General features: G+C 48.0%; 22 protein-coding genes. 4 read left to right on the top strand and 18 right to left on the bottom strand.

Translation table 11 applies throughout. The features are described 5' to 3' along the window. Window positions 1-337: 337 nt before the first annotated feature. Window positions 338-1486, bottom strand: coding sequence for an acyltransferase (locus MHB85_RS11785; protein ID WP_341072928.1), 1149 nt, complete (start codon window positions 1484-1486; stop codon window positions 338-340). Window positions 1487-1558: 72 nt separating this feature from the next. Between MHB85_RS11785 and MHB85_RS11780 the strand changes: the two genes are divergently transcribed. Then, window positions 1559-1951, top strand: a complete 393-nt coding sequence (locus MHB85_RS11780; protein WP_341072926.1) for a YidH family protein — start codon at window positions 1559-1561, stop codon at window positions 1949-1951. Between the two features lie 177 nt (window positions 1952-2128). On the opposite strand, the gene MHB85_RS11775 is transcribed toward MHB85_RS11780, so the two are convergent. The 11 genes from MHB85_RS11775 to MHB85_RS11725 form a co-directional block, all read right to left on the bottom strand. Then, window positions 2129-2734, bottom strand: coding sequence for a general stress protein (locus MHB85_RS11775; protein WP_017689064.1), 606 nt, complete (start codon window positions 2732-2734; stop codon window positions 2129-2131). 868 nt (window positions 2735-3602) lie between these two features. Then, on the bottom strand, window positions 3603-6122 hold the full coding sequence (hrpB, locus tag MHB85_RS11770) for an ATP-dependent helicase HrpB (RefSeq protein WP_341072924.1): 2520 nt from the start codon (window positions 6120-6122) through the stop codon (window positions 3603-3605). A gap of 153 nt (window positions 6123-6275) precedes the next feature. Next, complete coding sequence (locus MHB85_RS11765; RefSeq protein ID WP_091017190.1) at window positions 6276-7082, bottom strand: SDR family oxidoreductase; 807 nt, start codon at window positions 7080-7082, stop codon at window positions 6276-6278. A 185-nt stretch (window positions 7083-7267) separates the two neighbouring features. Continuing rightward, entirely contained in the window at window positions 7268-8110 is an 843-nt protein-coding gene (locus tag MHB85_RS11760; protein WP_091017192.1) for a protein phosphatase 2C domain-containing protein, read from the bottom strand. A gap of 10 nt (window positions 8111-8120) precedes the next feature. Beyond that, entirely contained in the window at window positions 8121-8873 is a 753-nt protein-coding gene (locus MHB85_RS11755) for a vWA domain-containing protein (RefSeq protein WP_017689069.1), read from the bottom strand. Between the two features lie 32 nt (window positions 8874-8905). After that, on the bottom strand, window positions 8906-10981 hold the full coding sequence (locus tag MHB85_RS11750; RefSeq protein ID WP_192132275.1) for a hypothetical protein: 2076 nt from the start codon (window positions 10979-10981) through the stop codon (window positions 8906-8908). A gap of 158 nt (window positions 10982-11139) precedes the next feature. Further along, window positions 11140-11415, bottom strand: a complete 276-nt coding sequence (locus tag MHB85_RS11745) for a WXG100 family type VII secretion target (protein WP_017689071.1) — start codon at window positions 11413-11415, stop codon at window positions 11140-11142. A 186-nt stretch (window positions 11416-11601) separates the two neighbouring features. Further along, window positions 11602-12150 carry a WXG100 family type VII secretion target gene (locus tag MHB85_RS11740; protein ID WP_017689072.1) on the bottom strand — a complete coding sequence of 183 codons (549 nt, stop codon included), beginning with the start codon at window positions 12148-12150 and terminating at the stop codon, window positions 11602-11604. Window positions 12151-12156: 6 nt separating this feature from the next. Beyond that, complete coding sequence (locus MHB85_RS11735; protein WP_091017195.1) at window positions 12157-12987, bottom strand: hypothetical protein; 831 nt, start codon at window positions 12985-12987, stop codon at window positions 12157-12159. A gap of 16 nt (window positions 12988-13003) precedes the next feature. Further along, the gene (gene essC, locus MHB85_RS11730; RefSeq protein ID WP_341072921.1) at window positions 13004-17008 is read right to left on the bottom strand and encodes a type VII secretion protein EssC; all 4005 of its coding nucleotides are present in this window, start codon (window positions 17006-17008) and stop codon (window positions 13004-13006) included. Between the two features lie 54 nt (window positions 17009-17062). Beyond that, complete coding sequence (locus tag MHB85_RS11725; RefSeq protein ID WP_074094613.1) at window positions 17063-17383, bottom strand: hypothetical protein; 321 nt, start codon at window positions 17381-17383, stop codon at window positions 17063-17065. Between the two features lie 422 nt (window positions 17384-17805). Between MHB85_RS11725 and MHB85_RS11720 the strand changes: the two genes are divergently transcribed. Next, window positions 17806-18045, top strand: a complete 240-nt coding sequence (locus tag MHB85_RS11720) for a hypothetical protein (RefSeq protein ID WP_074094612.1) — start codon at window positions 17806-17808, stop codon at window positions 18043-18045. 122 nt (window positions 18046-18167) lie between these two features. On the opposite strand, the gene MHB85_RS11715 is transcribed toward MHB85_RS11720, so the two are convergent. From MHB85_RS11715 to MHB85_RS11690, 6 genes are all read right to left on the bottom strand, one after another. Then, window positions 18168-18320 (bottom strand): hypothetical protein, encoded by a 153-nt coding sequence (locus MHB85_RS11715; RefSeq protein WP_164783094.1) that lies wholly within the window; start codon window positions 18318-18320, stop codon window positions 18168-18170. A gap of 244 nt (window positions 18321-18564) precedes the next feature. Further along, window positions 18565-20040: an aldehyde dehydrogenase family protein gene (locus MHB85_RS11710; RefSeq protein WP_091017198.1), complete on the bottom strand. Its 1476-nt coding sequence runs from the start codon at window positions 20038-20040 to the stop codon at window positions 18565-18567. Between the two features lie 169 nt (window positions 20041-20209). Further along, entirely contained in the window at window positions 20210-20749 is a 540-nt protein-coding gene (locus tag MHB85_RS11705) for a GNAT family N-acetyltransferase (protein ID WP_192132278.1), read from the bottom strand. A gap of 371 nt (window positions 20750-21120) precedes the next feature. Beyond that, window positions 21121-21459 (bottom strand): L,D-transpeptidase, encoded by a 339-nt coding sequence (locus MHB85_RS11700; RefSeq protein WP_091017202.1) that lies wholly within the window; start codon window positions 21457-21459, stop codon window positions 21121-21123. A 56-nt stretch (window positions 21460-21515) separates the two neighbouring features. Beyond that, on the bottom strand, window positions 21516-22625 hold the full coding sequence (gene rsgA, locus MHB85_RS11695; RefSeq protein ID WP_192132280.1) for a ribosome small subunit-dependent GTPase A: 1110 nt from the start codon (window positions 22623-22625) through the stop codon (window positions 21516-21518). Window positions 22626-23072: 447 nt separating this feature from the next. After that, the gene (locus MHB85_RS11690; RefSeq protein ID WP_076249781.1) at window positions 23073-23666 is read right to left on the bottom strand and encodes a DUF2087 domain-containing protein; all 594 of its coding nucleotides are present in this window, start codon (window positions 23664-23666) and stop codon (window positions 23073-23075) included. A 178-nt stretch (window positions 23667-23844) separates the two neighbouring features. On the opposite strand from MHB85_RS11690, the gene MHB85_RS11685 reads away from it, so the two are divergent. Both MHB85_RS11685 and MHB85_RS11680 read left to right on the top strand, forming a co-directional pair. Then, the gene (locus tag MHB85_RS11685) at window positions 23845-24843 is read left to right on the top strand and encodes a YpdA family putative bacillithiol disulfide reductase (protein ID WP_192132282.1); all 999 of its coding nucleotides are present in this window, start codon (window positions 23845-23847) and stop codon (window positions 24841-24843) included. Between the two features lie 5 nt (window positions 24844-24848). Beyond that, window positions 24849-25292 (top strand): DUF441 domain-containing protein, encoded by a 444-nt coding sequence (locus MHB85_RS11680; protein ID WP_036609212.1) that lies wholly within the window; start codon window positions 24849-24851, stop codon window positions 25290-25292. Window positions 25293-25452 lie beyond the last annotated feature (160 nt).

Here is a 25452-nt window from a genome sequence, read left to right as displayed (position 1 = left end):
TATGTTCGGGTTCTGCCATCTTTCTCCGCTTGGTCTGCCTTTTATCCATCTTTAAAGAAGGTGAGAAAGAAATCGTGTGAATACGCGTTAAGCTGGGGGAAGCACGGAAAAAGGTTTTCTGTTGTGAATTTTTCATGTAATGAAATTTTAATTGTTATTCAAAAGTTGTTTATTTCAGGGCTCATGGAGTCGTGAGATCGAATTTTAATGACAAGAGAGTCTGTGCAAAAGCTGTAATACCTGTGCTCCTGTATCTTGTGTTTGTATACTCTCGTACTCCCGTACATTCCTGTGCGGCTGTGGTGATCTATTATGAATTTTTCATATGTTGATGGATTCATTTATCGCGGACAGACTTCGGTACGGTTCCCACAATCCATTTGCCCCAGCTTATACGAGAGATAAGCCATGTCAGTACACAGGATAATGTAAGAGCGAGCAACCAGGTGATGGTCATTCGAACGACAGGGTTCCAGCCCATTGCCACATAAAACAGTTCATCCGGAATGTAGCTATACCGCAGCATCAACATATGCATCAGATAACCGCCATACGATACACCACCAATCCATCCCAGCAATCGTGTAGCCCTGAGGTTATGAAGTTTTCCGGCCAACTGGTACATGACCATAATGGAAGCGATCAGAAAGAGTGCCATATCAGGGCGGATCAAGCTGACTGTGTAAAACGTAATTTTGATTCCTTCCGGCTTCTGAAACTCCAGCATTAATAGATATGTAAACCGCAGACCCAGAACAATAAACACCGTCCAGTATATCCAGCGTAATCGATGAATCCATTCATTCCAGTGCTGCACGGATAACCCCGCTGCGGCACCAAGCACAAAATAAATAAAGAAATAGAGGAAATTCCGATCTGCATACGTTGTAAAAGCATCTGTCAGGACCGGGATATTCAGCCATTCCATGAACTTGGCGATGTTTCTTAATTGATCTGCAAGCACCAGATACACCACACCAGAAATCAATAATGCGATTAAGCGCCCCTTGGCCTCATATCGGTTATATACATAACGAATGGCTCGCAAAAAGAGCGGAAATAACAGATAAAACTGAATCAACATAATGATGTACCAAAAGTGTGAAGTCGTTTTGCCCGTAAGCAACTTCAGACCCAGGTCTGGGATGTCATTCCATCCAAATCCGGTCCAACCCCGCGGTGCAAGTGTAAAATAAATGAGTGACCAGATGAGATAAGGCACGATCACGTCGTTTACTCTTTTTCTCATAAACTTGCCGTAATGCAGCTTGTCTCCCGTGTTATAAAACAGCACCATACCTGTTATGAATATGAATAAAGGAACGGCAAATTTGGAGAGCATCAGCAGTATGGCCAGTAACACCCCATCCTCCAGTCTCGTTTCCGGGACCAGAGAGAAATGTGCGATGGAATGCTGGAGAACCACTGCGGCAAAGGCGATTCCCCTTAAACTCTCTATTTCTGTAATTCGTTCTTTGCGAGGCATACATTCAGACTCCTTTTCTTGGTTTTGCAATAAAAACAACGTACAATGAAGCCGTATATCTAATGAACGGGGTTGATTCACATTTCGTTAACAGACAAAGACCGAACCACTACCGATTCCAAGTATGTCCAACAACATCTAGCTAACGAGCGAACTTTTCTGGCTTGGGTACGCACCGGTATTGCCATGGCGGGCATCGGCTTTCTTGCTGCCGGATTTGGCTTCAATTCGTCGGCGTATGATCAACTTGCACATATTGCGGCGATTATTACGGGTATCACTTCTCTGATTGGCGGCATATCCATCATTGTGTATTCGGCAACAGCCTATCATCGGAAGCGTACACAAATCAATGAACAGACGTTTCAGGCATCGACCGGTTTAATTCGGTTTCTCACATGGATGCTACTGGTGATTGGACTCGCTTTAGCTGTACTGTTATATGTATTGTTATTCCCTGCTTGACTGGGTAAAAACACCATCCGACATTATTGACACCCACCCATATGCAACACAGGGACAAAAGCCGGCTTCCCTTAAGGAAACCGGCTAATGACCATCTGGTGGATCATATATGTCATTCCATTTTACAGATATTAAGTCATTGGGTTTTATTTCATATCGATTATATTTGCGGCAAGATTACAGGAATGTATTGTTACCGAATCGCGCTGCCTTGTTTTGGGCTTCCAATCTGCGTTCTTCCATATCCAGATCAGGACGTTCGGCTGGCACATCTCCGCGATGAGCTGCTTCGGCTCTGTCCCGGTTAAGCTGGCTGTTGCCACTGAATACATCGTACACATCGGAGTCCCGATCCGTAGAATCTACGAGCAGCAGGATCTTACCATTCTGTACATACTCCTCATACTGTTTAGCGTCCTCTTCCGGAATACCAAGACCTACCAGTCCACCCACCAGTCCACCAGCTCCCGCACCTACAGCTGCACCGGTAAATGCTGCTGCAATGGGGCCTGCGGCCAGAATCGGTCCTATACCGGGTATAGCCAGTGCACCGATACCTGCGAGCAGACCAGCTACGCCACCAAGTACACCACCTGTTGCTGCACCTGCAGCCACGCCTTCAGGGGCTTTGGTACCTGTCTCTTCCCGAATTGCCTTCAGTTCATCCCGATCTTGTGTAACAACGGAGATTTCGTCTGAAGTGAATCCTTGTGCCTTCAGACCCTCGATAGCTTGCGATGCTTCACGTTCTGTATTAAACACACCTACGATTTTCTTTTGCATAATGAATCCCTCCTCATCTGATTGAGTGGTTCGTTATGTTATTACCCGCCTTCGTTTCTTTCAAACGCTTGCAAGTCAATATCGTATGTGCTGATAGTAAAAAAACGCTGAGGTTCACTCCTTTTTAATCCTCATCAGAGTATGCGTTCAACTCAGGCATGTAATACGTTGTCAGGCATGCTCTACGTTGAAGGACGTGGGCGTCCAAAACATCTTGAATTACAAGTTGCCTGATCCTGGCGGATTGTCCCAGGCGATTTTCTAAGGAACCGAGGACGTCTTATTTAGCCTTCGGGTCCTCATTTTAGTTTGTAAGGAACATGAGACACGTTATTAACCAAAATCACCTGAAAAACCCGTTTTAAACGGCTGGTTATTCAAATATAGCGTGTTTCAGATTCCCTAGAATACTGCGGGCGCTTTTAAGTCGCTGAATAAGACGTCACAAGTTCGTTAGCGCTCCGCTCCATGATTCTGCTCCATGTTCAGCCCCCGGCACGTTCAGTTACACTCCGGCTTTCGGCAGGTTGAGGACACGCTCTGTGGCGCGCCTTCAACCTCAAAAGAAGCAGTTTTTGCTGAATTCTCGTTCCATGCCGGATGTTTTTGGTAGGCGTGCCGGAGCACGTCAAGGGGAAAGTAACGCAGCATGAAGCGAAAAGGCAAAGTGACTAACATGGGTCGAAAAGGCAGTAAAAGTTGCATGTTAGCGAGTTTTGAGACACGTCCTGGTTAGAGGATGACTCTTTAAGGCAGAGAATGATTCGGTCAGCTACAAAACTTAAGGTTGTTCAGGAGAGTCTGAGCCTGATGAAGAGCGCCCTTTGAGAACCCAATCGTTGATATCTGAAAAAACGAAATCATTCATCTATTTCCCCCTTGGTTTGGCCCGATTTGTGGCGACCGCTTCAAGTGGATTATCCGGCCAGTAGTGCTTCGGATAACGACCTTTCAGGTCTTTTTTGACGTCAAAGTACGTCTCTCGCCAGAAATTCGCCAAGTCACGTGTGACCTGTACAGGTCGCTGAGCCGGTGATAATAGGTGGATTGTCAACGGGACTCGCCCACCCGCTATACGCGGTGTCTCCTGTTGTCCAAACATCTCCTGTAATCTTACCGCCAGCGCCGGGTCTTCTGGACGACTGTAGTCCACGGGAATACGCGAACCACTGGGCACCTGTATATGCGTCGGAGCTTCATCGTCCAGTTGTTGTCGTTGCGTCCAGCTCAGGCCACCCAGTAATACATCTTGCATCGACAATCTCTTCAGGTCGGCTGCCGAACGCATGCCTGTCAGATAAGGGGTAAGATGTTCTGCCAACTCTTCGGTCAGATCATCTTCGATCAGGTCGGGCCACTCAGGTAGATGGAGATGCAGGAACCGCAGCCTGTCCGCAAGTTGTCTGGATGTTTTTGTCCAGGGCAGACAATCCAGCCCTTCCATTCGAATTCCGGTTAATAGTGCTTCCAGCACCTGATCTTCAGGTGGCTGTGCAATACTGCTCTCTTTCATCACAAGGGCTCCAATACGAAGTCTCTTATGTGCTCGCACGCTGCGGGTATTAGAATCCCAGGCCACTTGCACTTCATCTTGCAGCAGGTGCTGAGCTGCCTGCACCAATGTCTGCTCCTGCAACGGCGCAGCCAGCAGGATGCGCGCATCTGCGCCCTGGTCGTCTGCCTCGGCTGCGACCAGATACGCTGAACGGCTCAGCGATTCTGTCGCTGCGAGCCGTACGCCGCGGCCGCTGCTCAGCAGATAGCGGCCGTCCTCCCGGCGTTGCCCGATCCGGTCCGGATAGGCGAAGGACAGTAGCAGTCCGCAGCTGTCCTCATCCGGCCTTACCGGATCGGCCGCCGGGCCGAGCGCCGAGCGCAGCTGGCGGCTCTCCTGGAGCATGCGCCGCACGGCCGCGCCGTCTGCGACAGCCGCTGCCGCTTGCGGCATACCGCTGCTGTCCGCGGTCAGCAGCGCCTCTACGCGCGGGCGGAGGTCCGTGCCCGCGCCCGCACTGCCACTGCTGCGGAGGCCGGCAGGCTCCTGCAGCAGTGCCGCCAGCATGCTGGCGTAGCTGGCCAGCCCAAGCTCCGCTGCGCGGAGCAGCATGCTGGCCAGTCGCGGATGCACGCCAAGCGTGTTCATCCGCCGCCCGAAGGGCGTGATGCGGCCTGCGTCGTCCAGGCCGCCCAGCTGGCGCAGCAGCGCCTGTGCCTGGCCGTAGGCGGCGTCAGGCGGGGTGTCCAGCCATTGCAGCTCTGCTGGGGACTGGACACCCCAGACGGCAAGCTCCAACGCCAGCGGCGCAAGATCCGCGGAGGTGATCTCCGGGCGAGCTGCCTCAGGCAGCCCCCCATGAACCTCCTCGCTCCATAGCCGGTAACACACCCCCGGGGCAATTCGCCCTGCACGACCCCGCCGTTGATCGGCTGACGCCTTGGACACCGGCAGGGTGACAAGCCGGCTCATACCCGTGCGCGGCGAAAATGCCGATGCACGACTCAACCCTGCATCCACCACAATTTTAACTCCAGCGAGTGTGAGACTGGATTCCGCAATGGAGGTGGATAAGACCACCTTGCGCGAGCCCTCAGCTGCCGGGCGTATGGCCTCATCCTGTTGTTCCACGGGCATACTGCCATACAGGGAATGAACTTTCACATGTTCGGGAAGAGAACCATTCCATAACTCCCGTTCTGTACGATGTATCTCTTTTGCGCCAGGAAGGAAAACAAGCACGTCCCCCTCCTGTTCGGCTAATGCCCTGTGCACCGTCTGAGCCGTGAATTGTTCCAGTGGCATGGCTGTTGGTCTCGATACATATCGTGTTTCCACCGGAAACGTTCGCCCGGGACAGTGAATTGATTTTGTACCTTCGCCAAGCAATGCACAGACGGGAACAGAATCGAGGGTCGCCGACATCACCAGCAATTTCAAGTCTGGACGTAACATCGCTCGGGATTCCAATGCCAGAGCCAAACCCAAATCCCCATGTAAGTGACGCTCATGGAATTCATCGAATATAATCATCGCCGTGTCTTCAAGTCCCTGATCCTGCTGCAACATTCGGGTCAATACGCCTTCCGTCACAACTTCAATACGCGTCGCCTGACTCACCCGGGTATCCATGCGTACACGATATCCTACAGTCTGACCCGCCTTTTCCCCTAGTGTAGCCGCCAGTCTCGATGCAGCCGAACGCGCAGCCAGCCTTCGAGGTTCCAGCATAATGATTTTCCGTCCCGCAACCCACGGCTCCTCCAGCAAAGCCAGCGGTACAACAGTCGTTTTTCCCGCTCCTGGCTCTGCAATTAACACACCTGTATCTTGATCCCGAAATAACTGTCTTAACTCAGGAATAACCTCTTGTATCGGTAACTCTATATGCATATGATCACTCCTAATGAATGTACCCTACTGCTCTTCAGTATCTCTATTCGAATGTTAGCATTATAACAAAAAAAGCCGTTCCAGAGGAACGACTATCGCAGACACACCCTAAGACACGCCTTAGTAAAAATGAAATTTATCCAGAATGCTCACTTAGCTGAGCAATGATTCGGCACCATCAATGACGATCTCTGCTCCCGTAATATGTCTGGATTCGGACGATGCGAGGAAACTTACCAGATCGGCAACATGTTCCGGCTGACCCGGCCCGTCCGCAAGTGGTTGCTGTCCTTCCGGGAACTCCATCGGAATAATGATCTGTTGCAGATCATCCGTTTTGACCGTACTTTGATCGATATTTGTCGCAATCGCTCCTGGGCAGATTACGTTCACACGTATCTTGAACTTCGCCAGTTCAAGCGCAGCCATCTTGGCAAAAGCAACCTGTCCTGCCTTGGACGTGCTGTACGCCGACATGCCAAAGCTTGAGAAGCGTTGATTGCCGTTAATCGAACTTGTAATGATAATGCTGCCGCCACCCCGTTTCTTAACGTGAGGCAAAGCATATTTTACGGTGAAAAATGTACCATTCAGGTTGGTTGTAATAATCTGTTGCCAATCTTCAACCTGAATTTCCTCAATGGGTGCCGATACTCCGTTAATGCCCGCATTGGCAAAAACGATATCCAAACCGCCGAATAACTCAACGGTTTCCAGTACAGCCTTTTCCACACGTGCCGGGTCAGAAATGTCTACATCAAATGCTCTTGCCGCACCGGGGTGCAGCGCATTAATCTCTGCTTCCGTTTCCGAGATCCGATCATTCACCAGATCAAACAATGCAACATGTGCACCCTCTTTAGCCAGCTTGACCGCAGTGGCTTTCCCAATCCCGGAGCCTGCTCCGGTAATAATCGCAACCTTGCCTTGGAACCGTGACTTACCGTTATGTTGTGTCATTATCCATTCCACTCCTTTGATTAGCAATTATGTAAGAATGTACATTCAAGCTTTCATTAGCCAATTCTTCACAAGATTACCCAAAAAGAGTGTCTTTTAAATCAACATCAACAAGTTTTTTCACAGTTGATCTTCGCCGCTGTCACAGCTTCAGCAGGATCGATCCACAACTTGATATCCCGCACTCACCATTCCAGCTCAATGAAAGCGGCATCATCTTCAAGTCCGCCGGTATGTGTAGCATCCAGCAGTACCTGAATGTGTTCATCCGGGACATAGGCTTGAATGGCATCCAGGTCGTTCAGTCCATCCGTATATAACTGGAGTCGCAGTGAATCTCCTGCCGACCCTTTCATCTCGCAGATGTGCGGCTTACCACCAACAGGCCCTTCAAGTGTAGACCAACGCTCATTTGTCTTGCAGTGAGTCTGAAATAATTCAGACTGTTCCTGACCATTACGCCAAAGGCGAATACGGGAATCTCCTTGCCACGCTAACCATACACGGCTTTTGCGGCCACCTCCCGTAAGCTCGATCCGTCCACACACATACATGGCCTGACTGCCCCGACTTCGCTTTTCCATCAACACTTCACGCAGCAACAAAGGGGAACTTTCCAGTGGCTGTAATTTCTCCAACTGCTGAGATGCAGGAAGGGTTAGATCATGGAGAAGACGCTCCACGCCCTCTTCTGTCGGGTGTTGCGTCGTTTCCAACCAATCCAGCAAAGCATTCCCCAGAAAACGCGCTGCAAAATCGCCCAGGTAACTCATGCCTACCCCATCACACAATACAAAATTGCAGATATTTCCTTTCATACGTACCGCAGCAAAGTCCTGTCCGGTATCTCCCTGATGTACCGTCTCAGCCGCTCTGCCATAACCATATCTGCACTTAAATGTACCCTGATAGCGGGTTAGTGGCTGTTCTCCCGTCTGTACACTAACATAGCGAAAGTTGCCATGCCGTTGCTCGGCATGGCCCCCCTTATCTCCAGCAGACAATGTTGCCAAACGCATCGCTCTCATGATTCCCCTCCTATCTAACAGGCGTAGCAGCGGACATCTGGAACCCGATTGATACCAATTCTGCACAGGTACCTGGCAGCATCATGAGTGCACCGGGTGCAAGCAAATAATCAGCTTCAACAAGCATTTCCCGATAACTTTCGGGCAGGACGGATGACATATTCCGCAGCTTCTCTCCATGCTCATCCTGTAGATTCGTTTCCGAAGAGATTCCCTTCCATCTTCTGGGTTCAGCAATTGGACCTTCCAGCAGATGATCGGATATAAAAATATTTTCCACCAGTACATTGCCGTCTGGTACACTCATACCCATAATTCTTTTTGCAATAGGTTCGGGATCTTCACCTGTGGCTACCCCATCGGTCATGTGGCATACAAGTGGCGCAGGACAATCCTGCATATTCGGAATTTCGGCCTGTAGAATCTTTTCCGCCTGTAGAAAAGCCTTCGCAGAATCGGAAAAGCGTCTCGGAGTCAGGTCAGGCAAAGAACCAACTGCAGCGATCTCGTCAATCCCTTTGATTCCGTTCAACAAGTCATATACATCATCGCTGTAAGCCAATATGGCTATACGATAGCGAGGTGTCAGACGATTTCCCTTGGTAGAGCGAAATACCATTTGGCGGATCGCGAGAGATAGGGCATCATAGACGACGTCAATCCGTCGACGATTTTCCAGAACCATGTTCATGGAGGCGCTAATATCAATTAAATATATAATAAGTGCAGGTGTACGCTGTGATGCTTGAATCGTGTAGTTCATCTAGGGTGGGTCACCTCCATCGTTCACGTTATTTATAAGTTGGGCAACGTATAATTAGTGTTGCTCAGGAATTTGTTAATGGCGCTCATTCGAGCGGCCACTTTGCCGACACCTTTGAAATAGGAAGCATCGGTATTGTAAAGATTTTTGAAATCACGGGCATACGCTTCCGCATTTTCAATTTTTCTGCCTTTTTGCGCGTTATACGTCTTATTGTAATGAGCAATCAGCGTGACCACATTCTGGGCACGTTTTTTCTTCAGAGCTGCTTTCTGAGCAATCTCCTGTTGACGTTTAACTTCAGCTGCCGCTTTACGCTCCGCTTCCTGTTTTGCAAGCTTGGCATCATTCTCTTTTTTCCAGACCAGATAAGCTTCATATTTTGCCTGTTTATCGTACTTCTCCTGCTGTGCTCTCTTAGCAGCTTCTTTCTTCTGCTGCTCCTGCTTCACCAGAAAGGCCTCATATTTCGCCTGTTTGTCGTATTTGGCCTGTAACGCCTTACGTTCTTCTTCTTTTTTCTTTGCATCAGCTGCCTTCTGCTTGGCTTCAGCGAGCTTTTTCTTTTCCTCTGCGTCCAGTTTTGCAGCATCTGCGGCCTTTTGTTTCTCTTGTTCTTCCTGCTGTTTGAGCGCAGCTGCCTTTGCTGCTTCCGCCTCTTCCGCAGCTTTGATATCTGCCAGTCGTGTGGCTTCCAGCTGTTCTTTCTGTTTTACCTCTGCCTGATCGGCGAGTATTTTGACCGTTGGCACGCCACCTGCCAGCAATACAATAAGCACAGCGGAGGAAATCATGAACTTTTTGGATCTGTAGAATGGCACAGGTACGGGCTTGTCTGTGTCTTCTTTTGGATTAAGCTTGGCATCCAGTTCCTTGATTGCAGCCTCGACTTCCATCTGCATCGCGCTGTTATGAGGAATAAAATGATAAAGAGAGCGGTACACTTCCAGTGCTGCAGCCGGTTTATCTTCATCCTCCAGGGCTCTTGCTTGCAGGAACAGACGATTCACAACCGCTTCCTGATCTGGAGAGTGCGGCGTTTGGGGACGGTTCCCGTCTTGCGTATTCACCGGTTCATTTACTGGTTCTGAGCTCTTTTTCAGATTCACATCAGCTTCGGACGAATTGGTAGCTGCTTCTTCCGATGTCGCAGCAACCGCCGCATTGGCCTGATCCACGTTTACCGCAGCCAATGCAACATACCACTCACCAAACGTCGGACAGCTGCTCAAATCGTGACTTTCCCAAGCTCGAATGAACAGATCTGACAGTTTGGAACCCCAACGCTTCTCAAGGGACTCCCGCATCGCATAATACCGTTCACTCACTGTTTGCATTTCATGCTGGTCAAAATAACTTTCGCCCCACGCCTTCTCTACAATCACAGGGTCTGACCAGCTTAACATTTCAGCAATGATAACAGCTCCTGCAAATCGGTCAGCATATGAACTCCACAAACCGCTGTGCACTGTTCGATGGGCTGCATAACCGGGTGACCCGGCAAGCAGGGCATCCGGACGATCCATCTTGGAACCGTACATCTGCTCGACATCCACAAGTTCTACCGCAGACGTCTTCCCCAGGTTCTCCACTTCGGAAAAAAACGGAATCATTACATTGGGAGCGGACATATCGCAATGAGCCAGTCCACGTTGTTCCATAGCCGAACCTGTTCCAGCAAGTGCTCTGGCCAGCTTCAAGCTCTCTTCAGCCGTCAACTGTCTCTGATCACTGATCACATCGAACCAGGTCTGACCTTGCACCCATGGCATCAACACCGCATATAACAGATCGGGATGTTTTCCAATGAGCGCTCCGTTTCTTTCCGGAGTGAGCACATCACGCTTGCATACCTGCAAACCTGGCAGTTCACTATAAGACTCCATATGCTCAGACTGATATACCATAGCCGGAATACGGAATTTAGGAAAAAAGACTTTTAGTGCTTTGGCCCCATGAACGGAACCATTACGGGGTATTAACTGATAAACAATCCCCTGCCTTCCGGCTTGGGCATAAGCCAGACCCGGCGCTGCCGGATGTTGCCCAATCGTATAGGCAATGTCGTTAATCACCACTTCATCCCCGGGATTTGGTTGAAAAGACATGCTTATCCCTCTCTCTGTCCTAGTGTCATAGTTGCAGCAAAAACCGGGTGTTGTGACAACGCCCGGTTTTTGCTGTAGTTGTACATCTTCAGCTTGCTATCCACCTATAATTCAGGACGAAATCAGACTTCACATCGGCCTGATCTATGTAAAGCAGATTAACGAGCTTGGTCAGCTGTACGGAATTTGTTAGCAATAGCTGTAAGTTCAGCGCTGATGCTGTTCAGCGTTTGAACGAATGATTGCATTTGTTTGCTAGCTTCTTGGAACTCTTGGAAGAAGCGTTGCTTTGTCATACCTTCCCATTGTCCTTCCATGCTTGTGATGGATTGAGTCAATGTAGATACGATTTGCTGACTTTGCTCACCGCTTTGTTTAAATTGGTTGGAAACCTGATCAAGCTGCTCTGGGGTAACTAAAATACGTCCTGCCATTTGTAAATTCCTCCTTGGTTTGTGCAATTAATTTTTTACTTGTTCAAATTGTACTATACCAGGATCGATCGGACAAAAGCCGAAGGACCTAATCCTATTTACCCCATTTTTAGCATTTGAAACTTCTCCTAACAGCCTATTTACAAAAAAAGATTCACTTTCTGCTGTTACTTTCATTCACCCTGTTCAGGAAACCACAGGCTCGGTCCCTCTTCTTCCCCGAAAGGAAGGATCTGTGAATCTCCATGCTACAGGCTCAGGCTGCATAGCCTGCACCAGTGTAGCCGGGGAGCCATCAGGCGGAGCGGCATCCTGTACACGATATACGGCCGCCATTGCGGAAAGGGGATCGGATACTACAGCTACAGTTGCAGAATGTGCAGGCATGATTTCTCCTGTACGATTGTTCTGAAGAACATTCAGCATATTGACCGCATTACCATAGGCTGTGTTCACATGACTCAGCACGGAACGATACTCCATGTCTGCCTGCTGGAATAACAACGCTTTGCGTCCCAGCTGTACGCTTAAGTCCATTAATCGACGCAGCGCATCCTCGCCCAGTCGTTTACTGTGATTCCATTCATTCATCACCGCTGCGCGGGATTCAACCTCCCACTCCAGCGAATGAATCGCCTGATCCAACACTGTCATCTTTTGCTGTATTTGCTCCGCTGCATACTGAATCTGCTTGCTCAGTGCCCGAAGCACATCCGGTTCCACACGAATGCGCATTTACCATCACCTTTCCTCTTCCCCTGCAGGCTGTTTAAGCCAGTCCAGCAGCATCTCGTGAAACTGTTCTCTAGTCGTTAGTGCTGCAACAAGCCAATCATCTGAAGCCGCAGTGCTCATCCGGAACAACCAGTTGGATACCGCACTTGCAGCAAAGGCTGCCGACTGCGACTTCCACCCGTCTTCATTCCATACAAGCAACCTGAGCTCCCCGTCTGACTCCTTACCCACCAGACAGCGTGCCAGTGCAAGTGAGCCCTCAGGATCACTTGTCTCCTGTTCGAGTTCCGCTGCTACGGTCTGTACTCCGCTGTTTTCGAGCTCATTCATGACATCATAAAATTTTTTCTTGGAGCACATTAGGGCCGGTTTCTCCGCAGGAGAATGGCCGCTCCATTTCATCCGCTCTATCAGAACATCGATGGCTTCACGAACACTTCCCAGATCGCTGAGCCGGAACGAGTCCGGTACGTCGTCAACACGGGAAACTTCAACGACCCGCTCATCCGTGCAATGTATATAACTCTCATACGACTTGCCGTTGATCGTGTAGCGAATCCAACAAGCTCTGTCGGACAATCCGGCAATGGCTACCCTGGAGAAAACGGTCGGTGTCATGATCAGCTCATCGGTATCCTGATCCCGAATCAGATATCCTTTGTCAAGCAGAGAGGTTTTGACACGCTCCCACTCCCTCGCGATATCCTCAGCCATATAGCCGCGAAACGGATCTTCTACACCAAGCAGTCGGTCTGAACCGAGAATACCAGCCAGGAAAAAAAGTTCCTTTGTTTGCAACGTGACTACCTTTTGCTTAGAATCATGAACCGTCAACATTATGAGCCACCTCCCCTCAAACTACAACATGCCATCGGTCACGAATTTCAGAAATCCAATCGGTCATTTTCCAGCTGTCATCACATGGAACTGCACCTTTAACCCTGGAATATTTACGTTTTACATAATAACCTTGACCCGGAGGCAGTACCTTCAGCCCACCTGAACTACCTCCAGATTCGGAATAAGGTATACGGAAGAACGAGAGATCGTTAGGGTCTAAAGTCCCGAACAGCATTCCGCTCTGGGAAGCCTTCACATCCGTTACCCAGTCAGAACCGAAGGTCGGGAAGTCTGCCGGAACCCCGGACAGAATCACATGTACACCGCGATCCCTTCCTTGACGAACAATCGCTCCCAATTGATCTTTTACATTAAAATCGTTTAGCTGCTTGGACAAGGTGTCCGCATCGTCGATGACGAGCACAAGTTCCGGTCCACCGGAAATCTCGCCTCTTTTCAGAACTTCATCGTACAACTGTTGAATGACAGGTGCAAGCTGTTCTTCTCGCGATACATGTCCACGGACATGGGGCAAACTGCTGATTTCCCCCAGCCCACCTGAGCCATAACGCATATCTACTGTGTATATTTGCACATCTGCCGGAGAAGCATGATAAGCCAGTGATAACATCCATGTCAATAAAAATGTCGTTTTGCCGCCTTCCATCGGACTCGTTACCATGAAATGCGGACCTTCACGCAGATTAAGCTCGAATGGTTCCAGATCATCCGTAAGCAGTCCCACAGGGACAGTTATAGACGATGTATCCCACGCCTGACCATATGATCCTGTCCGAATGAGTAGATCCTTGAGTTTGATCTCTTCCGGAAGTGGAGCAATCTGCGGCGCTTCTTCCCCTGTCCAGCCTTGGCGAATCTCAGCAATCGTACGGCGCAGTTCAGATGAACGCTTGCCCTCATCTGCCCCTGAAGATGGTAATGCCGCCTGGAACATTAACGGAGGCACTTGCCCTTTGACCAGACCTCTTCCTGGCGGAAGTTGGCTTGGCGCCTTGGAAGGTCTTCCCACGGCATAATAATAATCGCTTGGATCGGATAACTCAAATGAAACCGCATTGGGAATATTACTTCTGAATTTTTCAAATACATCTGTTACCCGATTGGCGGTGAGCACAAAGGTGATACCCAGACTTCCGCCTTCACGCAGGATCGTCTCCAGAAGTTCATTCTCTTCCGGATAGGCATTGCGGAATGAAAGATAACCATCGATAACGACCACAACCTGCGGAACAGCCGCGTGAGCTGTCCGGCGGTAGGCCGAAATCGTTTTAACCCCCGCCTCCGAGATGATATCTTTGCGTTGTGCTGACAGCTTGAGAATATAGCGGAATAACCGTTTGATCCGGTCTTCCTCTTCCGCCATCATCACGCCACCAATCTGAGGTAGTGCTGCAAAGTCCTTCATCATGCGGCCCATGTCGATAATGTAACCATGCCAAGGTTCAGTTCTATGGGAACGGGCCAAAGACATAAGCAAGGTCTGAACAAATGTTGTTTTGCCCAGTCCTGGCATGCCGTACACGACCAGATGTCCTTGATCCACAGGCAATGCGAGCGGTTGTTGGCGCTGATTAGGGAGATCATCCAGCAAACCAACCAGTGGTTTCAGACCACTCGCCCCGCCATCAAGCAGCAGATCCCGATTTTCTTCTTCCTGCCAGTCCTGAAGACCGTCCCATTCCAGTGTCTCTGGTAAAGGTGGCAACCATGGTCCTGGCAAACGACGGATACCCGCATCAGCTGCAGATTGCGCAACATAATCAATAAATACCTGAAGCTGTTTCGGAACATCTTCACCTTTGAGAACAGCTCTGCGCTCTCCAGTTAACAGAGGCTCCCGCTTACCGTTCAGGCGCACTTCCATAACAGGCAATACTGTTGTTGAATCCTCCTGCTGGTTATAAGGTGCACCACTCCAGGCGAATTGCATTTCTTCAAACACTTCATCACTACCAACCTGGAAATATCCACGACCAGGCTTTGTAATCCAGGCAGCATTTGGAATCTTGATCATATCCCTGCTATCTCCCTCACTCTGTACGCGAAGGCAGATCCGGAAGCGCGAATTACTCCATATTTTATCGTCCACAACACCAGCTGGCTTTTGGGTTGCCAGAATTAGATGAACCCCAAGTGTCCGGCCAATGGCCGCGATACTGATCAATTCATCCATGAACTCCGGCTGGTCCCGCTTCAATTGAGCAAACTCGTCAATGATAATAACCAGATGTGGCAGTGGCTGTTCATGTCTGGAACGCAGAATCTTGTAATATTCATCAATATGCTGGAGGTTTCCCGCATCATTTAATATTTTTTGCCTTCTGACCAGTTCGGCACGAAGTGAGATATTCGCCCGCTCGATCAGATTCCCATCTAGATTGGTGATCGTCCCTACCACATGAGGCAGATCAACAAATGTATTGGACATACCGCCACCTTTATAGTCAATCAGCATGAAAGCCAGATCATGTGGATGGAATTCAGCAGCGAGTGAAGCAACGATGGACTGGATGACTTCACTTTTACCTGAACCGGTTGTACCTGCAATCAGACCATGGGGACCATGACCCTGACGTTCAATTTTGTCATGCAGGTTTATCGCAATTTTTTTGCCGCCAGCTCGTACACCCATCGGTACGGGCAGCGTGTCAGGATATCTCGTCTGTCCCCACCTGGACACCACATCCAGATCTTCCACACGTGATGTACTCAGCATATCGAATAACGGAAGCACTTGCGGGATATCTGAAGCAGATGACCGCTTTAAGCGGATCGGTGACATATAACGGGAAAGCGCCTCTGCCATCTCCTTCGAGATCACATCAGGCTTGTACATTTGTTGTATAACATCCGCATCTTCCGTTTTTTTGATATACACCCCTTTGCCTTTGGAGGCATCCATAATCAACTGACAATGCATCGGTAGAGACTCCTTGCGATTAGCCAGTATGATGGTACATACATCAATGTCATGAGCCGACTCCAACAGCAGCGGAAGTAACGGTTCTTCTTCAATCAATTGCGTATCGGAGAGAATCACAACGTAACACGGCGTTTGTACACTTTTCTTGTAGCGGTCTTCCTTATTGTTACGACGCCGGTTCAACACGGAAAACAAGCTGTCCGCCAATTGATGCGCACCGCTGTGCCTGTCGGCCATATAGCGTTGTCCTTGGTCTTCATCCCAGATATGGGGCATCCAGCGAAGCCAGTCCCATTCCTTGCTGTCCTTTTCTTCATAGAAAGCAGCAAGCTTCAGTTCATCCGGGGAATGGCGTACCGTCAGTTGTGAGATGATGACTCGCAGGGAAGCAAGTACTTCCTCCCGATCGCCGACAAGTCCCATAACTTTCGATTGGAACAAAGGTAATGTAATGGAAGCATCCGGTACCGTCTGGAATTCAGCCGCAAGTTCATGGGCAGCTTCAATCAGCTCATCCTTCTCGTAACCATCAATCCGCGGAACCTGAAGTTTGATGCGGAATGGAATCTCTCCCGTTCCAATGCGCACCTGAAGGAAATCATCATCCTCTGGTGAACGCTCCCACAAGGAACTGTTCCGGTTCTTCACCACTTGAAGACATACACCCGGATCACCGTGAATTTCGTACAGGCTCTTCACTTGCTCCGCCTGAGCTTCTTTCAGTTCTTCCCGGTGTTTGTCCAGTTGGGCAAGATACATTGTTTTTCGTTCTTCCAATTTTTTGCGATATGATTTCTTGTTGCTCAGATACACGAAGAATGGAATGGTGTAAGAAGTAAGCATCATCATGACCGTCATCATCTGAAACATCATATAATTGCTGTTGCCCATTTTGCCGGTCATATTGATATATACGTAGAAACCAATGCTGACCATAGTCATCATGATCGGCACAATAATGGATATCATGGAAAACGTGGGTTTGCTCGGTTCTGTTGGAGGCCTGAGTATTTCGAGTCTCTCTTCCTTGAGAACCGGTGTCATTCTTGGAGAACGCTGATATAACACATTCACGAAGAGAAGACCTCCTTTAGTTCGTTCAATAATGAATGTATACGTTCAAAAGCCCTATTCGTTGCTGTCCTGTTGAAACAATGAACGTCTTCCATATACAGGCGCTTCTTCCGAAGTCGTTGAAAAAGCCCGCTGGACACGTACGCAACTGCCTTGTCGCAGCCCTGTTTCCATTAATTGCTGTGCGTTCTGCGGAGAGAACCACAAACCTTCCGGAAACTTGGCTTCAAGGATGTACTGAATGCCGTCTCCCGGTGCCTGTCCAAAAATGCGAACGCCGAGTAATGTCTTCAAATGTTCAATGGTGCATTCATCCGGAACATCGATGTCGAACCATTCTCCTTCCTCGCGGCCGGAATACACGGTTAGAATCATCCGAATCCCTCCCATGGTCTCATATGTAAATTGTCCTAATGTCAGATTAAATCAAAAAAAAGAGAATGAATCGTTATATCAACCCTATTTTCTTACATAAACACCCCGTTTGCAATGTACCACCTGTAATTTTGTTACATATGACCCACGTATATATTAAAATATCGTACATTCGACTCAGAACTTTCGTGGCAGTTATGCAATTAAATATTGCGAGGATACGAAAACTATCGTTTTTTGTTCCATTTAAATGGTAATTAAGTTACGTTTTTCAGGACTTTTATTCCTTCGCTCACAATTGAATTGTGAACACTTTTCAAACATTACCCACCTTTATGTTTTCATAAGCTGATTTTAAGGTAATTTTAAGCATTGGAATTTAATATTAGCTGTATGAAATAACAACCGTGAGGTGATTTCAAGTGAGAACCCTAATAACCTTTCAAAACAAATCAATCCCTGTATATTTTAATCAAGAAAACAAACAACCTATGCAGAAGACATTAAGATTGCTTAGCAGTGCTCTTGAGCATAAAATTAGCAACGGTAAACGCGCCATTCAAAAATGTCTGCATTCTTTAATTAGTATTGAGATTGTTAATGGAGAAGCCATTCTCCACAGTCGAAGTGAAAACGACTCCCTTGCTTTATCCTTATATTAAAAGGAGTCAACCAAGACACATTTATTACAAGACATGAAAAAGGAAGCTGTCGTTATAGACAAGCTTCCTTTTTTGAGTTGTATACACGTTAACAGCGGATCGCAATTATTGTCAGCCATCACTCAGTGCAGTTTGCTCAGGACATAGGCGGCATCATGTTCTTCCGCAATCTCGGCTTTACGAATACGAATGACAAACAGCCGAACCAAATTGGCACGTGTATGTTCTTCCTGACAGGTATTCAGTTTCCTCAGAATAAAGCGGTCAATGGACATGAATTTAAAGCCCCTTTGCCATTGGATTTACGGATCGATTTTTCCGTGTATCCATAAATAACCAGATAGCGTCAGCCCCAAACAGCTTATCCACTCTTATATTAAGCCGTATTTTGCTGAGGTGTAAAATTGTGCAAAAAGCCCGTCCCACCAAGCTGGAGACGGGCTTTCGCATGATTTGTCGTTTTTTTGTAACCCACTCTAATCATTCATAAATGCTCCTGCTAGTTCACTCTTTTTCGACTTATTTCACTCCCGGATATTCCCGATATTGGTGCTGAATACTGATCCAACGAGTACGTGTAAACTTTTCAATGGCCCAGTCCCCACCGAAACGTCCAATCCCTGAAGCTTTTTCACCGCCAAACATCACATGCGCTTCATCGTTCACAGACTGATCATTTACATGCACCATACCCGATTCAATGCGCTGGGCAACCTGATATCCTCGATTCAGATCTTTGGTGAATACCGAACCACTAAGTCCATAAGGAGTATCATTCGCCAAACGTACAGCTTCCTGCTCATCATGAGCCTTCATGATCACTGCTACTGGGCCAAATAATTCCTGCTGCACGATATCCTGTTCAGGTTTAACATCGGCAAGTACAGTAGGAGACAGCACGCTGCCTTGACTGGTCCCCCCGAGCATTAACTGTGCGCCTTCGCCCTTGGTTTTGTTCACAAGCTCCAGCAATCGTTCTACCTCTTTTTCCCGAATGAGAGGACCCACGAGTGTTTTGGCATCCGCTGGATCACCTGCCTGGACATTCTTCGTTTTGGCAACAAATGATTCGACGAATTGGTCGTAAATATCGGTATGCACAATGATACGATTCAGAGCCATGCAGATCTGTCCCTGATGCAGAAACTTACCAAAGACCGCCGCTTCGGCAGCACGTTCAATGTCCGCATCTTCCAGCACAACCATGGCGTTGTTGCCACCTAGTTCCAGTGCCGTTTCTTTTAAATGTTCACCCGCCAGTTTACCGATCCCTTGTCCAACTTCTGTGGAACCCGTGAATGAAATTACTTTGGGAACCGGATGAGCGACAAAGTAATCTCCGATCTCGCTGCCACTTCCCGCAACGACATTCAGCACGCCCTCAGGCAGACCAGCCTGTTCAAACAAATCGGCAATAAGCCACCCTGCCGTAATCGGAGTATCCGATGCTGGTTTAATCACCACACCATTACCAAGAGCAATTGCTGGAGCTACAGATCGCAGGCATAGATGCAAAGGGAAGTTCCATGGCCCGATAACTCCAATCACTCCCTTCGGCTCACGAACCACACGGTTCTCTTTGCCAGGGGTATTGGACGGGATGATCTCACCCTTCATGCGATAAGGAAAAGATGCTGCTTCGTCCACAATGCGTTTAGCCGCTGCAAACTCCGCCTCCGATTTGATTCGGGTACTCCCGGATTCCGTGATCAACAGTTGAATGATCTCCTCTTTCCGCTCCGTCATCAGGGATGAAACTTTACGCAATACCTCTTCTTTCGCAGCAGGTAATGACTTCGCCCATTCAATCGAATTTTTCTGAGCTGACTCATAAGCCTTATCTATGTCTTTCTTATTGGAAGAGCGCCATGTAGCAATAACTTCTCCCGAATAAGGATTGATATTCTCCATTGTTTTCTCACCGGAGCCATCTACCCAGCTGCCATTAATATATTGTTTCGTCCATGTTGTATGTTCAGTGTCCATTAAAGTCATGTGAATACGCCTCCTGATCAAGATTAAATGTCACACCTGCACAACGGTGTAATACATCATTAACCTTGTTCAGAATTACGCAAACGTGAAGACCTGAATTAGCTATTCCATTTTTAAAGTTTAAGGAAACAACACAACCCACACTATTCTCTCGCCATCTGAACGTCTTTCAACAGTCGGGCAGGCTCTTCTCTCCAAAGAGGCTTAAGTCTTCCCATCCGTAGCCAACTTCGATCAGATCTTGACCACCAATGCGGAGGGACTGTGTTTGGACTGGAGTGCCTCCCATCTTTTCATAAAAGCGACAAGCTGAATTTCGCTCCAAAGCCCATATGATCAAACGTTTCATATTGTGGGTCTGCAGATGATGAACGACAAGTGTCGCCAGTTGCTGACCTATCCCCGTTTGTTGCACTTCCTTCAGCAAATATATAGCGTACAACTCTCCATCATAAGGTAATTTGCCTTTACGCTCCTTACCCCCACAAGCAAATCCGACAATGTTCCCATGATCCTGTTCAGCTACCACCAGGATCTGATCCTTTTCGCCAGAACGAATAGTCTTCTCCCACTGAGACAATCTTGATTCTGTAGTCAAATGATCCAAAAAATCGTCAGGCACAATTCCCCGATACGTTGTTTTCCAACTCTCTGTATGTACATGGGCTATTCCTTGCGCATCCCCTTCACGCGCCCGCCTGATCAGCATCGCTATCACTCACTTTCTCTCGTAACCGCCGCAGCTTTACCATATTATATGTTCTTCTTTCTTTAATTCCAAATTAACCCACTTTAGTCCTGGCTGTAAAACTTATTTGGTAACTGGCTATCTTAACCTTATAATACGTGTTCAAAAAGTCTGGTTTTAAGTACCACGAAGATGGAATGAAGCTAGAAATGGAGTAGCGGAGCGTAGGGAAAACTACGTGAGCAACCAAAATGTTTCCTTCGGAAACATACTTCGTAAGCCTCCCGCTTATTTCGGCTGAATTTCATATTCGATGCTGATCACGCCGCTAGGCATGATTCGTAATCAAAAGCGGACTTTTTGAACTACCTTTCATGAAGTAAAATCCGGCCCTAGGGCCGGATCGTTACTCTCGTGCCTACAGATACCTTGGAAGACAAATCCAGTACATCCGAGTTGTACATGCGTATACAACCATGGGAGACGGATTTGCCAATAGACCAAGGCTCATTGGTTCCGTGTATCCCATAATGGGGAGCAGACAGCCCCATCCACAACACGCCAAATGGCCCACCCGGATTGGATTGTTTGTTAATAATAGTGAACTCCCCGTTTGGAGTCTGTGTGAGCATCTTGCCGGTGCCCACGGGATAGCCCTTAATCACCTGATTGCCATCCAGAAGATATAACATGTGGTCAGACAGATCTACAATAATCCTGTAATCTGGCATAATGACATCCCTCCTGACCTATCTTATGCAAGATACCGGATGATGCCCGCCTGATTTCAGGCTTCCTCCCACTCTTTCACACTACGGGAGTGCTTGGGTTTACGACTATTGGCCGGTTTGCTGGAGGCGGTACGCCTTCTGGATGCCACTTCTTCCTTGCGTTGCTGATATTGCAATTCCTTCTGCATCTTCAGATAATTATTCAATCTTTTTTCATCCAATGAACCATCCTGTATGGCCTCTTTCACTGCACATCCAGCTTCCTGTGTATGGCTGCAATCCAGAAATCTGCACGTGGCCGCAAGTTCTTCAATTTCTCCAAACGCATGCGACAGCCCATCATTGCCCTCATCCCAGAGATTAAGCTCACGCATTCCTGGAGTATCGATCAATACGGCTCCCTGGGGTAGTACAAACATCTCCCGGTGTGTTGTCGTATGTCTCCCACGGCTGTCTCCCTCGCGGACGGATTGTGTAAGCTGCACATCCTCACCCATCATCCAGTTCACCAGCGTAGACTTGCCACTGCCAGAAGATCCTGTCAGCGCAACAGTCAGCCCTGGCTGCAAATATCGTTCCAATAAGGATTTGCCTTGACCCTCCACTGCAGATATTGCAAGCACTTCAACGCCTGGAGCAATCCCTTCTACATTTCTGATCTGTTCTTCCACATTGTTGCACAGATCACTTTTGCTCAAGACAATGACTGGCCTTACGCCACCATTCCAAGCCATCATCACGTATCTTTCGAGTCGTCTGAGGTTGAAATCATGATTAAGTGCAGCCACGATCAACAGTGTATCTACGTTTGAGGCGATTAATTGTTCCTTGGTCACCGGACCTGCCGCCTGTCTCGATACCCTGCTCCGACGTGGCACCAGATGGTGAATAATTGCTTCTTCACCTGCCTGGCCTGTAATCGCCACCCAATCTCCAACCGCTGGTACCAAGCTGCTCTCCAGACTATCATGACGCATTCGGCCCGAAATTCTCCCCCAGCATTCGCCCTCTTCTGTAATCAGACGTTGCAGATGTCCATGGTCTGCGATAATTCTGGCTGGCTTTTTCTCCTGCTCTTCCATCCCTGTCTCTTGCCACAGTTCCTGCCACTTTGCTGACCAGCCGTACTTCTCAATATGGTTATCTAAAATAAAAATTCCTCCCAAAATAAGTTGTTTACTTCGTTCAAGCCGATTGAACAATCATCTCCGGTTCAGATCAAAACAAAAAACCACGAGTAGAAATACACCCGTGGCAATAAGTAGTTAACCGAATCAGAGATCGTCCCTTCTTGCAGATCTACCGGATAGAATACTTAACCCTCCGATATAAACCATTCAGGAACACCCTTTTATTGGCAAACAAAAAAGCCACGGGTGCGTCACCCGTGGCTTCATCTGAGCATGACATACTTCACGTTACAATGGATACTGCTACCCAGCTAACGCAAAATTACATGCTTTGATCCGTTCCGGAGACGCTGTTCATATTCAAATTAACGTATACTGCATTTAAGTTTGTCATAAACAATCGCCTCCCTTGTAGAATTATCCATTATGTTACACACTGAGCTTTACAGTTGTCAAGCCCAATTTTTTTTACCAAACGCTACTCTATTTGACCTGATCCCAGCGTGTCCACATTTCCTTCGGATTCAATTCATAGATCTCCTCTTCGCGATACATGAACTGATGCATAATAAATTCTCGCCGAATCGTTGCAAAGTCTTCATGGTATTGCTTTATAAATGTATTGATTTCTTTCTCCGTATACTTCCGGCCAAATTCAAGCTGCTCGACCAGATGACCAAGTACAATCAGTTTTTTCTTGTATTGAGCCGGAATCTGACGCAGTCGCCCATCTTTGGAGAAAAAATTTCTCATGACCGACGCTTTCAATGTTTCATTCACATCACTCATATCCGCAACCTCCTCTCGATTAAAGATAAAATCAACCGAAGCCTGTGCATTCTCGCGGATAAACGAAGGATTGAGTGTGAAATACACTGTATTTTTCTCCCGTCGTTCCTTAATCAGCGCCGCCTCTCTTAGCTTGGATGCATGATGTGTCACGGTTGGCTGTGACAGATTCAGCCGCTCGGCAAGTGCCTGTCCGTGCAGTTCACCCTGTGCCAACAACAGCAGCATGCGAAGCCGGGTCGGGTCAGCCAACGCTTTATGATAAGCCACAATTTTCTCCAGCTGCATCATCGTTCATCTCGCTTTCAATTAGATATACATCTAATTTGATATTAGTCTTTTCTTCTCAACACGTCAACTCCTTTGGTTTCAAGTAAGCTTGTCTAATTAAACTCCACGCTTGAACTGGCATTGGCTCGTTATTTACGGTAGGATTATATTGCTTGAAATAAGGAGGATTAAGAACATGGAAGATGTCATTATTATCGGCGGAGGCCCATGCGGTCTGTCTGCTGCCATTGAATGTGAGCGGCTGGGACTGTCCGCTGTGATCGTTGAGAAATACAATATCGTTCAATCTATTTATCTGTATCCAACCCATATGCAGTTTTTCAGCACAGCCCCGCTGCTTGAGATCGGAAACGTTCCGTTCAGCACACCTAATGATAAACCGTTTCGTTATGAAGCACTTGCCTATTATCGCAGGGTAGCCGAACATTTTGGTCTGCGTGTTCATAACTATGAGGAAGCCCGTGAAATTAAACGCAAGGATGATGGTACGTTTGAGGTACATACGCTCAATCGCCGCGGGGAAGCCATCGTACATGCTGGACGCAATGTAGTTGTAGCTACCGGTTATTTTGACCATCCTAACTATCTGGGCATCCCTGGAGAAGATAAAGATAAGGTAACCCACTACTTCCGGGAAGCCCACCCTTATACCCGTACACGTGTCGCCATTATTGGCGGAAGCAACTCAGCCGTGGATGCGGCCATGGAACTGGTTCGGGTCGGAGCACATATTGATATGGTTTATCGCGGCAGTGGTCTGTCCCAGCATATTAAACCATGGGTACGCCCGCTATTCGAGAGCATGGTGACAAAAGGTCATATCACACTCCACCTGGAATCACGCGTGAATGAAATACTCGATGATTCGATTCGTCTGATACACACGGATGGTTCCACTCGGGAACTGGATAATGACTTCGTACTGGCCATGACCGGTTTCCGTCCAGATCGTCAACTACTCACGTCGGTAGGTGTGGAGATGTCTGATGATATGGATAAACCTCTATATGATGCACAAACGATGGAAAGCAGCGTACCTGGTGTATATGTGGGCGGAGTCATCGCTTCGGGGCGTAATGCCAATGAAGTCTTTATTGAATCCGGGCGCTGGCATGGACGTTACATTGCGGAACATATCGTTAGCAAACAACGTGGACAGACTGAAGGGAAATGAAAACAATGGATATGACTTCCCTGCTGTTGCTCGTATTTGCGGCTCTCGGAATTATCAGCAGCAACACACCTGTGACCGTAGCGATGGTATTTCTGTTGTTGCTACGAGTCCTGAACCTGAATCAGGCATTTCCATGGCTTGAAAAATACGGACTTACACTGGGCATTATCATTCTGACCATTGGCGTGATGGCACCTCTTGCCAGTGGCAAGATGAGTCTGCAGACGATCGGTGAGTCTTTCCTGCACTGGAAATCACTACTCGCCATTGGCGTAGGATTACTGGTGGCATATCTCGGAGGACGTGGCGCTACGTTGATGGGTACACAGCCAACTGTCGTTGCAGGGCTGTTAATCGGAACGGTACTTGGGGTTGCCCTATTCAAGGGTGTACCTGTGGGTCCATTGATTGCGGCGGGAATTTTATCATTGCTACTGGGCAAATCCTGATTCAAGTTGTGATAGTTGTAACCTGACATGCTATGCAGATTGGCTGTATTTCCCACCGTTGTGTGATATACTTCTATTCATGCAAATTATGTACACGAGTCTACAACAGAATAATCCACATTGTGGTTATGCTGTTGCATGAAATATAGATTCACTTTGC

The organism is Paenibacillus sp. FSL K6-4396 (assembly GCF_038002525.1).
Taxonomy (GTDB): domain Bacteria; phylum Bacillota; class Bacilli; order Paenibacillales; family Paenibacillaceae; genus Paenibacillus; species Paenibacillus amylolyticus_B.
This window is presented reverse-complemented; position numbering and strand designations above follow the sequence as displayed.

Coding starts and splice junctions, on each gene's coding strand:
- MHB85_RS11725 (WP_074094613.1), bottom strand. CDS start 17,383: ATGATTCTAACCGTGTATTCCGGCCGCGAGGAAGGAGAATGGTTCGAC.
- MHB85_RS11755 (WP_017689069.1), bottom strand. CDS start 8,873: ATGAACTACACGATTCAAGCATCACAGCGTACACCTGCACTTATTATA.
- MHB85_RS11715 (WP_164783094.1), bottom strand. CDS start 18,320: ATGTCCATTGACCGCTTTATTCTGAGGAAACTGAATACCTGTCAGGAA.
- MHB85_RS11750 (WP_192132275.1), bottom strand. CDS start 10,981: ATGTCTTTTCAACCAAATCCCGGGGATGAAGTGGTGATTAACGACATT.
- MHB85_RS11700 (WP_091017202.1), bottom strand. CDS start 21,459: ATGCCAGATTACAGGATTATTGTAGATCTGTCTGACCACATGTTATAT.
- MHB85_RS11775 (WP_017689064.1), bottom strand. CDS start 2,734: ATGCAAAAGAAAATCGTAGGTGTGTTTAATACAGAACGTGAAGCATCG.
- MHB85_RS11765 (WP_091017190.1), bottom strand. CDS start 7,082: ATGACACAACATAACGGTAAGTCACGGTTCCAAGGCAAGGTTGCGATT.
- MHB85_RS11785 (WP_341072928.1), bottom strand. CDS start 1,486: ATGCCTCGCAAAGAACGAATTACAGAAATAGAGAGTTTAAGGGGAATC.
- MHB85_RS11705 (WP_192132278.1), bottom strand. CDS start 20,749: ATGCTGATCAGGCGGGCGCGTGAAGGGGATGCGCAAGGAATAGCCCAT.
- MHB85_RS11680 (WP_036609212.1), top strand. CDS start 24,849: ATGGATATGACTTCCCTGCTGTTGCTCGTATTTGCGGCTCTCGGAATT.
- hrpB (WP_341072924.1), bottom strand. CDS start 6,122: ATGCATATAGAGTTACCGATACAAGAGGTTATTCCTGAGTTAAGACAG.
- MHB85_RS11710 (WP_091017198.1), bottom strand. CDS start 20,040: ATGACTTTAATGGACACTGAACATACAACATGGACGAAACAATATATT.
- MHB85_RS11740 (WP_017689072.1), bottom strand. CDS start 12,150: ATGCGCATTCGTGTGGAACCGGATGTGCTTCGGGCACTGAGCAAGCAG.
- MHB85_RS11685 (WP_192132282.1), top strand. CDS start 23,845: ATGGAAGATGTCATTATTATCGGCGGAGGCCCATGCGGTCTGTCTGCT.
- MHB85_RS11745 (WP_017689071.1), bottom strand. CDS start 11,415: ATGGCAGGACGTATTTTAGTTACCCCAGAGCAGCTTGATCAGGTTTCC.
- MHB85_RS11760 (WP_091017192.1), bottom strand. CDS start 8,110: ATGAGAGCGATGCGTTTGGCAACATTGTCTGCTGGAGATAAGGGGGGC.
- MHB85_RS11735 (WP_091017195.1), bottom strand. CDS start 12,987: ATGTTGACGGTTCATGATTCTAAGCAAAAGGTAGTCACGTTGCAAACA.
- MHB85_RS11690 (WP_076249781.1), bottom strand. CDS start 23,666: ATGCAGCTGGAGAAAATTGTGGCTTATCATAAAGCGTTGGCTGACCCG.